The sequence below is a fragment of the Bacillus sp. C30 genome (assembly GCF_040838255.1).
Classification (GTDB): Bacteria; Bacillota; Bacilli; order Bacillales; family Bacillaceae_G; genus Bacillus_A; species Bacillus_A mycoides.
The window spans coordinates 1-1,898 of record NZ_JBFPJH010000503.1 but is presented as its reverse complement, the minus strand read 5'-3'; the positions used below and the strand labels follow the sequence as shown (position 1 = coordinate 1,898).

Annotated in this window: 3 protein-coding genes; 1 reads left to right on the top strand and 2 read right to left on the bottom strand. The window is 33.4% G+C overall.

What is annotated here, in order from left to right; genetic code table 11:
- Both AB3X49_RS22265 and AB3X49_RS22260 read right to left on the bottom strand, forming a co-directional pair.
- Nucleotides 1–534: HPP family protein (locus tag AB3X49_RS22265; RefSeq protein WP_367964784.1), on the bottom strand; the 534-nt coding region annotated here is incomplete at its 3' end.
- 165 nt (nucleotides 535–699) lie between these two features.
- The gene (locus tag AB3X49_RS22260; protein ID WP_002125692.1) at nucleotides 700–1,284 is read right to left on the bottom strand and encodes a CGNR zinc finger domain-containing protein; all 585 of its coding nucleotides are present in this window, start codon (nucleotides 1,282–1,284) and stop codon (nucleotides 700–702) included.
- A gap of 194 nt (nucleotides 1,285–1,478) precedes the next feature.
- Here AB3X49_RS22260 and AB3X49_RS22255 point away from each other — a divergent pair, with 194 nt between their 5' ends.
- A complete protein-coding gene (locus tag AB3X49_RS22255) occupies nucleotides 1,479–1,790 on the top strand; it encodes an ArsR/SmtB family transcription factor (RefSeq protein ID WP_002087249.1) in 312 nt (103 codons plus the stop codon).
- Nucleotides 1,791–1,898: the final 108 nt, after the last annotated feature.

The following is a 1,898-nucleotide window of genomic DNA, read 5'->3' as shown; positions in this document are numbered from 1 at the left end:
GTTCCTTTTACTACTCATATTATTAATAAATAAAGTAATAACTACAATAACAACGGAACCAACTAAAACCGGCGTTACTAAATAACTCCAACTATTTGCTCCTAAAATAACGACAATTGGATCAGCCCCTGCCGGAGGATGCGTTGTTCTTGTTAACATCATAATAGCAATCGACACCCCGACTGCTAAAGCAATTGTCCAATATTCATTCCCAAACAAATGATATATTGATAGACCAATGAAAGTTGAAATCAAATGTCCTCCAATAATATTACGCGGCTGAGATAGCGGTGCATTCCAAACTCCAAAAGCTAATACACAACTCGCTCCAAATGGAGCCATTAGTAATTCTGTAGAAGTTATACTCGTTAAATATGTTAAGGTGAGAATTGTTAAAAATCCCCCCAGTAGTCCCGTTAAAGAATCCTTTATATTTACTTGTAATGGACTTCTCCCTTTCCCTTTCATTTTTGCAAAATATCGTACACTTATTGGTTGAGCCTCTTTCTGCTTAGCTGCTGTTATATTATCCATCGTTTTCCTCCTTTATCGCGCTATTCGCAGGGATGGACATCCCACTGACTAAAGTTTCACTTTATTTACCAATAATTATAACCCGAATTAACTAACCTGTAAATATTAATTTTAGAGGTTAGTTAAAAGATACAAAAAAAAGAATCAACTGCTATAAGCTGATTCCTAAACCTCTTCAGATTTTCGAACCTGAAATTTTGCTGCTTTTTTCCGGTTCCCACATATTTTCATAGAACACCATTTTCGTTTTCCACTTTTATCTATAAATAATAAAACACAGTCGGGGTTTGAACACCTTTTAAGAGAAATAAGCTTATTTTCTGCTATTAACGTTAAAGCATCAAATGCAATTAACGATACAAGTACATCCTCAATTTCTCCAACTGGGATAGGTACTAGACGCTGTTCAATGACTTTATATGTAAATGGTGCCTTCTCAATTTGTTTTTCTAAATACGCAATAAAATCATTAGAAATTTCGTGCAGATCAGCAATTGCCTCAAACTGTTTTCTCAGTACTTCTCTTACCTCTAATATGCTAGATGTAACTTGATTCACTCGCTCTTGAATTCCTATAAGTGTTTTTTCATTCCAAAAAGGAAGATTAGCCTTTATTACATGTAGCCATTCTAATACATCTTCATCTGTTATTAATAAATCATAACGTTGTCCACGCCTAACTAACTCTGTATTCACTAAATCTAATGAGAGATTTCCAGATATAAGCGGGAATTGTTTTGTTTCCTGCATGTACTCATCACCTACTCTTTAACCAATCATATTCTAAAGCAATATGACGGTGCAACTTTTTATAAATTCACATCCAGAAAAAAGCCCTATTACTAGAGCATCTCATTCATATTTAAAAGAATCTACATATACCTTCTCCCCTTAAAATCACCAAAACCCATTTACAAATCTATAAAAGTAGATATAATATCCTTATGGAACCTTTATTAATTTATAAAGCATTGTCAAATGAAACAAGATGTCAAATTTTATCATGGTTGAAAAATCCAGAAAACCATTTCGATGAAAAACCTTATCTAGAGCAAGGCCTTAGCTTTCAAGTTGGAGTATGTGTAGGAGATATCCAGCTTAAAACTGGCTTAGCCCAATCGGTTATTTCTAGTTATTTATTAACTATGAAAAAAGCAGGACTACTAGACTCTGACCGAATTGGAAAATGGACATACTATCGCCGAAATGAAAAAACAATACGAGAGTTTTCTGAATACGTTCAAAACGAATTATAAAATGAAAGCTAATAATCAATCTGCATATCAATTGATTATTAGCTTTCACACATTCTGCTTTTTTACAGGTATCCAATTACTTTTTTATAAGATTGCACTACCTATAAA